Origin of the sequence: Ruegeria hyattellae, from assembly GCF_041537925.1 — a bacterium.
In the GTDB taxonomy this organism is placed as follows: Bacteria; Pseudomonadota; Alphaproteobacteria; order Rhodobacterales; family Rhodobacteraceae; genus Ruegeria_C.
In genome coordinates, this window is the sequence record NZ_JBGOSH010000001.1 from 785,133 (window position 1) to 792,228 (window position 7,096).

General features: G+C 57.8%; 6 protein-coding genes, 1 tRNA gene and 2 pseudogenes. 5 read left to right on the plus strand and 4 right to left on the minus strand.

Annotated elements, in window-relative coordinates; genetic code table 11:
* Window positions 1-61: 61 nt before the first annotated feature.
* Entirely contained in the window at window positions 62-1,468 is a 1,407-nt protein-coding gene (locus AB1E33_RS03935) for a TolC family outer membrane protein (protein WP_372575935.1), read from the minus strand.
* Between the two features lie 51 nt (window positions 1,469-1,519).
* On the minus strand, window positions 1,520-2,173 hold the full coding sequence (locus tag AB1E33_RS03940; RefSeq protein WP_372575936.1) for a protein-L-isoaspartate O-methyltransferase family protein: 654 nt from the start codon (window positions 2,171-2,173) through the stop codon (window positions 1,520-1,522).
* 228 nt (window positions 2,174-2,401) lie between these two features.
* On the opposite strand from AB1E33_RS03940, the gene AB1E33_RS03945 reads away from it, so the two are divergent.
* Window positions 2,402-2,475: transfer RNA gene (locus AB1E33_RS03945), tRNA-Cys, on the plus strand.
* A gap of 401 nt (window positions 2,476-2,876) precedes the next feature.
* On the opposite strand, the pseudogene AB1E33_RS03950 reads toward AB1E33_RS03945, so the two are convergent.
* Both AB1E33_RS03950 and AB1E33_RS03955 read right to left on the minus strand, forming a co-directional pair.
* Window positions 2,877-3,314: pseudogene (locus AB1E33_RS03950) on the minus strand (IS5 family transposase); the annotation flags it as partial.
* A 429-nt stretch (window positions 3,315-3,743) separates the two neighbouring features.
* Complete coding sequence (locus AB1E33_RS03955; protein ID WP_372575937.1) at window positions 3,744-4,493, minus strand: hypothetical protein; 750 nt, start codon at window positions 4,491-4,493, stop codon at window positions 3,744-3,746.
* 17 nt (window positions 4,494-4,510) lie between these two features.
* On the opposite strand from AB1E33_RS03955, the gene AB1E33_RS03960 reads away from it, so the two are divergent.
* The 4 genes and pseudogenes from AB1E33_RS03960 to AB1E33_RS03975 all read left to right on the plus strand — a co-directional run bounded on the left by AB1E33_RS03960 (window position 4,511) and on the right by AB1E33_RS03975 (window position 7,044).
* Window positions 4,511-5,122 (plus strand): MarR family winged helix-turn-helix transcriptional regulator, encoded by a 612-nt coding sequence (locus tag AB1E33_RS03960; protein WP_372575938.1) that lies wholly within the window; start codon window positions 4,511-4,513, stop codon window positions 5,120-5,122.
* Complete coding sequence (locus AB1E33_RS03965; RefSeq protein WP_372575939.1) at window positions 5,123-5,815, plus strand: MOSC domain-containing protein; 693 nt, start codon at window positions 5,123-5,125, stop codon at window positions 5,813-5,815. It abuts the gene before it with no gap.
* 80 nt (window positions 5,816-5,895) lie between these two features.
* On the plus strand, window positions 5,896-6,450 hold the full coding sequence (locus tag AB1E33_RS03970; protein ID WP_372575940.1) for an amidase family protein: 555 nt from the start codon (window positions 5,896-5,898) through the stop codon (window positions 6,448-6,450).
* A gap of 49 nt (window positions 6,451-6,499) precedes the next feature.
* A pseudogene (locus AB1E33_RS03975) lies at window positions 6,500-7,044 on the plus strand (amidase family protein).
* The last annotated feature ends 52 nt before the right edge of the window (window positions 7,045-7,096 follow it).

Consider the following 7,096-nt stretch of genomic DNA (forward strand, 5'->3'; position numbering starts at 1 on the left):
CTCTGAACCTCACCACAAGTGTAGCGAAGCTCGGCAGTTCTGCCAACAGAGGAGTGGAGTGTTATTGTTTGCTCAACGCTTTCAGGACACGATCCAGATCCTTACTCTGCTTACTGACCTGTGCGGGTGCGTTTTTCACCAGATTGTAATAGAGCGTCGGATCATAGATCTGAACCGCAATTCCCAACCGCTCAGCCGTAAGCAGCCCCTGCGCCTGCACCACCTGATAGGCGGCCAGCGAGCGTTCAGAACGGGCAAAAATCTGTTGGGTCTGTGCATCCAACAAATCCTGCTCGGCGGTCAGCACGTCCAAAGTTGTCCGCGCACCCAGTGTCGCCTCTTCGCGAATGCCATCAAAGGCAATCTGCGCCGCCCGCACGCGTTCGTTCGACGCCGTCAGGCTGGCCCCGGCGGTCTGGAACCGCACATAGGCATCCTTAACCCCCTGGATAATGTCCCTTTGGGTGCTCAGCAGCGCGGAACGGCTGGAATCGCGGGTAGCAATTGCCCGCCGAACCTGAGCCGCCAGCGCGCCCCCTGCATAGACCGGCTGACGGAATACCACTCCGGCGGAAGACGTATTGCGGAAATCGGAATCGCCAAAATTCTCGGTGTATCCCAAGTCAGCATCCAGGGTCAGATTGGGACCTAGTTCCTTGCGCTGCTGCTGCACGATCAGTTCCGCGGCACGCACCTGATGCTGCGCCGCTAGAATCAGCGGATGTGTCTTGACCGCCACCGCAGTGGCTGCCTCAATTGATGCTGGCAGGTTGGGCAAGCTTGGCTGTCCCGCAGTTTTGCCCGGCTCATTTCCGACAGCGTTTGCGTATTCGGCCTTTGCCGTCGTGAGGCTGCCCAGCGCATCCGCTAGGTTTGCGCGCGCAGCGGCGACGCTGGCCTCGGACAGCGCCACATCCGTTCGCGTCACTTCTCCAACTTCAAACCGATCCTGCGATGCGCGCAGTTCTTCGCCCAGAACCCGAACATTGTTGCGGCGCAGCTCGACATTGTCCTCTTGCAGGATCAGGTTCATATAGGCGCTGACGGCCCGGAACAGGATGCTCTGCTCGACATTGATCAGTGTTTGCCGTGCCGACAGAACGGTTTCCTGGGCGGATTGCTTGGCAAGACGCGTAGCCCCCCCATCATAAAGCAATTGCTGGAAGGACAGACCGATAAACCCTTCAGTTTCACCATTGTTCGAACCGAAATTGTTGTTCCGCTGATCGACCATTTCCCGTTGAATCTGCATGGTCCAGTTTATGATTGGCCGCAATTGCGCCACTGCGATCGCGACATCTTCGTCCGCCGCCCGCAGCAGCGCCCGGTTCTGTTCCAGAAGACCGCTTGTATTGTAGGCCCCTACCAGCGCATCAGCGAGGTTGTCCGCGGCCGCCGGTCGAGACGCCACCGTTGCCGCCAACAGCGTAATCGATAGGGCCGTTCCTTTTAATACTGCTCTCAACATTGTTTTCCGCGCCTCTTTATGTGTCCGGCCTGTCTTCCCCGACCCAACAGGTCATAGCGAAAATTCCGGTTGTTTTGTGAACCCCGGCAGGATTTTCCCGCCAGCATTGAATGCGTATCTCCACGACAGCTTGCCGCCGGATTTGTAACCGATCCGCACGGTCCCCACACCGTCCTCGACAAAGGTGCAGGCGATGCGCCCGCCCTCCTTGAGCTGCGCCAGCAAAGCCTGCGGCACCTGTTCGGCCCCCCCCTGCACAAGGATCGCGTCGTAGGGGCCGTGCTCGTCCGCGCCCTCGGCCAGCGGCCCGTGATGCACGATCGCGTTGTCGGCCCCGGCCTCGGACAGTAGCGACTGCGCCTCGCCCGCCATGTCGGCGTCCTCCTCTACAGCGACGACCAATTGCGCCAGGCGCGCTGTGACGGCGGTGGAATAGCCAAGTGCCGCGGCCACATCCAGAACCGCTTCGTCGTCCTGAATGTTGAGCGCATCGAGCATCTTCGCAAAAGTACGTAGTTCGGGCAGCACCCGGCCATCGCCCAGATCCAACATCTCCTCCGCATAGGCGGCTTCGCGCTTTGCATCGGGGACGAAGGCTTCGCGGGGGACCGCCAACATCGCCTCGATAATCGGGAATTTGGTCACATCCGACGGGCGGATCTGCGTGTCCACCATGGTGCGGCGCCGTGCGGCAAAGTCAGGCATAATCGTGATCTTCCAACACTGTGTTATATTGGCTTGTGCCATACTGGTACTCGTGCGGCAATGTCCCATCCTCACGTAACATTTCCGCGGTTGCCGTGTTGCAACGCGCGCACTGGCCGGATTGGCTGCGCAAACGGGAGATTTTCGACCGAGACCGTCTGGACGCCACTTCGCAAAGGTGCTAGAACACCTATCGCATCACAGCAAGTGGTTGATATCACTGGAAAAGGCGAGTTGGCGGAGTGGTGACGCAGCGGATTGCAAATCCGTGTACACCGGTTCGATTCCGGTACTCGCCTCCATTTCTTTTCAAGGACTTACGAGGAATTTCCCGAACTTGGAAAGCAATTGCTCAAGGCTAAGAGCACGCCTTTGATTTTTTGGCGGTCATTTTCGGCACACTTCGCCTTCCGCGCGGTGGGCACACCTTCTTTGTTTCCCCCAGATTCTTGTCTATCGGAGGGTCTTTCGGCGGCATCGATCCCTGCCTGTCCCTGCACACGCCGCTTGGGCAACCAGCGGGGTTTTTTGACAAACCAAGTGAACAGACGATTGGCACGGCTGCTACGCAGTTTGACGATTCCCTTAGGATTATGTGTTTGTCGTTGCCGTTGATTTGGCCTGCGTCAGATTGAGGGCAGTCGGTTTTCCGGGTTGAGCCTCCCCCAATGAAGTGGTCCGCCCCTATGATTAGGCTCAGGATTCATAACCTGTATATGACGGTTGCTGCGAGTGCGATGGCTGATAGGAAGACCTTTGGGCAGCGATCACAGCGGGTCGCCACGCGCCTCCAATCCTTGAGCCTGCCAAACATGATCTCGATGCGGTTTCGCCGCTTGTATCTTCGCTTGTCGTATTTTACCGGCGTCTTGCGTTGTTTTCGGCCGGGGATGCAGGCGCGTATCCCTTTGTCTTTCAACGCATCTCGGAACCAATCGGCGTCATAGCCACGATCACCGAGCAGCCAGTCCACGTTTGGTATGCTGCTGAGCAGAGCCCGAGCACCGATGTAATCACTAACCTGGCCAGCGGTGACAAAGAGGTTCAAAGGCCGCCCTTTGCTATCACAGATGGTGTGCAATTTTGTATTCATGCCGCCCTTAGTTCTACCGATCAGGCGGCCACGCCCCCCTTTTTCGCGGCCATACTGGTCGCGGTGAGGTGTGCCTTTAGATAGGTCGCGTCAATCATGAACGTCTTCTGTTCGCCGTTCTCGGCGGCTAGACCGGCCATCATCCGCGCGAAGATGCCTTTCTCACTCCAACGCCTCCACCGGCTGTAGAGCGTCTTGTGCGGGCCGTATTCAGAAGGCGCGCCTCGCAACGCAACCTGTTGCGATTGATAAAGATAATTCCGCTCAACTCCCGTTTGTCATCAACCCGAGGCTTGCCGTGCAACTTCGGGAAAAAGGGGTGAGCTTGGCCATCTGCTCGTCGGTCAGCCAGTAAAGGTCGCTCATGTCACCACTCCGTTTTCCGAGCCGTGGATCACGTGGTGCAGCGAAAATCAATGCATCCTGACCCTAATCAGCAGGCGGCCGTCCCGGTTCGGGGCAGCCGCCAGATATCGTTTACTGAAGCTTGCCAGGCAGGCTCAGGTCACCTGAAGCAATGTCAAAAACATCCGTGACACACAGCAGTGGTGCGTGAATGCTGGCATTCACCCGAAGCGCGGATGTGACGCCGTCATAGGCTAAACTTTCCAGCTGGACGTCGCTGGCAAAGCCGGCATTCACCTTGATCTCCGGACCGTCGAACAGCGGTGTGAACCCTGGGCTGTCCAGGAAAATCGGGAACCCCGGCCAGGTCGCAGGCAGCTTTGGTGACGCTCCATCGGGGATGTCGCGCACCGCGAGGGCGCCCGGGCCACAGGCTTCGGTCGGGATTAGTACAACCCAATGGCTGTGCCATTCGATACCGTCGTTAGCCGGATCGCCATCGCCGTTTTCATCAAAAAGCGGGGTGTCGTCAAAATCCGGATGGCTGGTCGCGGCCATTGCCAGAATGCCGGTGCCGCCGTCAAAGCCCACTGCAGAGGGATCAAGAGATGTGGGCCACACGTAGGACCAGACATCAGACCCGCCCACTGCTCCGGTTGCGGCCGGAACCGATGCCCCGGCAATGCCACTGGTGGTCATGTGGAATGTAACAATGTTGCCGTTGCGGTGCGCATGCGCCGCAAGGATGTCGAAATCGGCCACCTTGCCGGCATCAGATGGGGAAATGACGGCCCCCTCCTGATGAAGGGCGTGATCGCCGTCCGCAACAGAGGACGAGGCGCCGAAAACAATGGCGGCGAGGGATATCCAGGGAAGTTTCATTTTGCATCTCCAATCTTTTGGTATCGACTCGCTACTATTTTGAAAAACACATTGCAACTTTAATTTCGACTCGCTACTTGTTGAGCATGAGAAACGACCACGGCATCCGCATCCTCATAAACCGCCTTGCCAGGATAGATTCCGCCACCGGCTGGACCGGCAACCTGAACCCGACACAAAGGGCAGCGCTGGAGTATCTGTCTGAGGCAAATCAGTTTTCCCGTTCGCCGTCACATGTTGCCGAGTATCTGGGAACAACGCGCGGAACGATGTCCCAGACGCTGAAGGCACTGGTGCGCAAGGGATACGCCGCGGAACGCCGGCAAAAGTCCGACCAGCGGTCAATTTCCTATGAACTGACCAAGGCAGGCGTGGCCGCTGTGACAGGTGCCAATCCGATTGCAGACGCCATTGGCAACCTGCCCGCCAACGTTCAGGCCGCACTCGAGGACGGCCTGCTTCAGAGCTTGAGGCTGGCTCTGGCGGCAAACGGCGGCCAGTCGTTCGGGAAATGCAAGACCTGCGCCTATCATGAAACAGGCTCGGAAAATGGCTTCTGCACTTTGTTGGGGCTCGGCCTGGAGGCCGGCGAAAGTGACAAAATCTGCATCGAACACAAAGAGGCCTGAATGACCCTTCCTGAACTATCGGCAGAAATCGGAGGCATTTTCCTGGGCAGTGTTCAGGACCGCTGGGAAGAAAAACCGCCTTCCGCCATTCAGAAAGACCGAGTGTCCGGCCGCCAGGCCATTACGCTGACCGGTTTTTTGGAAGATGCACAGGCGGACCTGACCGTTCATGGCGGCGAAGAAAAAGCCATTCACAACTATGCGTTGGATCACTATGCGGCCTGGCAGAGCGAGGGACACATGGCCGCTGGCGCAGTACCCGCTGCCTTTGGTGAAAACATCACAACAACTGGTTTGACCGAGGAAAACCTCTGCATCAGCGATATCCTGACGCTGGGCACAGCAACCGTTCAAATCAGCCAGGGTCGACAGCCCTGCTGGAAGCTGGGGCTGCATACCGGAAATGAAAAGATGCCATACCTGTTCCAGAAAACGGGCCGCACCGGCTGGTACTACCGTGTGCTGAAGACGGGCGTGGCTGACGCAGGCAACCGGATAACACTGACTGAAAGACGCAACCCGAACTGGAGTGTCCTGCGCGTAACCAGGGCCCGGCTGACACGCAGGGTTTCCCGTGAAGATGCCGAGGCCCTGGCAGATCTGGCTGATCTCACCCCCGGCTGGCGGCAGGCATTCGCACGCATGGCCGAGGGCGAAAGAAAGGAAGGAACAAGGGAAAGGCTTGTTGGTTAGCACTGGTGTCGGCCCCTACCAGCCATTCATCGAAAGCCACGCCGCCGCAGTGCAGCTTCCCAAGAGCAGACATTGATCGGATGCGCAACATCGATGCCAGAGCGGTGACAGGGTCGCGCAACAAATCTGATGTTCGACACAGCCAAACCAAAGGTCCGTTATCGTCGTGCTTGGCGAATGAAATCCGGGTAGACTTATGGGATGAAGCTAAATCATTCAGAGAATTCAATGAGAACTTTAAGACCCAGCTTTGGAAAATGACTGCAGCTGAACTTACAGATCACGTCCGCAAGAGGCGGGTATCTGCAACCGAAGTGACCGAAGCGCACTTACAGCGGCTGGCTGACGTCAATCCAAGGATCAATGCGGTTGTGCAGGAGTTTCCCGAAGAGGCAATGCAAGAAGCCCGCAGGGTCGACGGGACGATCACACGGGGCGAAGATCCCGGCCCGCCTTGCGGCGTGCCCTTCACCATCAAGGAAAACGTTGACCGGACGGGCCATGTCACCAGCAATGGTGTAAGGCTTCTAAAAGACAATCTCGCTCAAACTGACAGCCCGGTTGTAGCCAACGTGCGAAAAGCTGACGGTATCATCGTGGGCCGTACTAACACTCCTGCTTTTCTGCTGCGGTGATTTTCAAGTAACGATCTGTACGGGCAAACTCTGAATCCTCTCAACAAAGATATCACACCGGGGGGGGTCGTCCGGCGGCGCTGCCGCTGCGGTGGCATCTGGGATTTGCACAATTGGCCATGCCACCGACATCGCGGGGTCAATCAGATATCCGGCCTACGCCTGTGGGGTTCATGGCCTCCGTCCGTGCTTGGACGTGTCCCAGCTTATAACGCCTGCGCGGCGGATCGGTTCATCGGCGCTCAGATTATGGCTGTGTCCGGCCCCATTGCGCGCTGTGTCTCCGACCTCAAAATCTCGCTTGCAGCGATGGCCGCACCCGACCCGCGGGATTCTTGGTATGTTGGCATGTCCCTCAGCGGACCTGAATATCCGAAACGCGCCGCGATGACACTTGCACCCGACGAGATGCCCGTTGATGATACAATTTGCGCAGCCATTCTGGAGGCGGCAGAGAAACTGAAAGACGCCGGGTGGACCGTAGACGAGGTCGAGTACCGGCCTTGTTGCACAAGTCGTGTTGAGTTCGGGCCTTCCCTGACACTGGACGGATTTAGCCTACGGCCGCTGTCTTTGGAATGCCAAGTGTCGTGAAGGCGTTGAGGATCGCGGCGCGGATTTGGATTTCCGCGACCTGTCGATCGAA

Excerpts from the sequence above, each read along its gene's own strand:
- AB1E33_RS03935 (WP_372575935.1), bottom strand. The coding sequence starts at position 1,468 with ATGTTGAGAGCAGTATTAAAAGGAACGGCCCTATCGATTACGCTGTTG.
- AB1E33_RS03940 (WP_372575936.1), bottom strand. The coding sequence starts at position 2,173 with ATGCCTGACTTTGCCGCACGGCGCCGCACCATGGTGGACACGCAGATC.
- AB1E33_RS03955 (WP_372575937.1), bottom strand. The coding sequence starts at position 4,493 with ATGAAACTTCCCTGGATATCCCTCGCCGCCATTGTTTTCGGCGCCTCG.
- AB1E33_RS03965 (WP_372575939.1), top strand. The coding sequence starts at position 5,123 with ATGACCCTTCCTGAACTATCGGCAGAAATCGGAGGCATTTTCCTGGGC.
- AB1E33_RS03970 (WP_372575940.1), top strand. The coding sequence starts at position 5,896 with ATGCGCAACATCGATGCCAGAGCGGTGACAGGGTCGCGCAACAAATCT.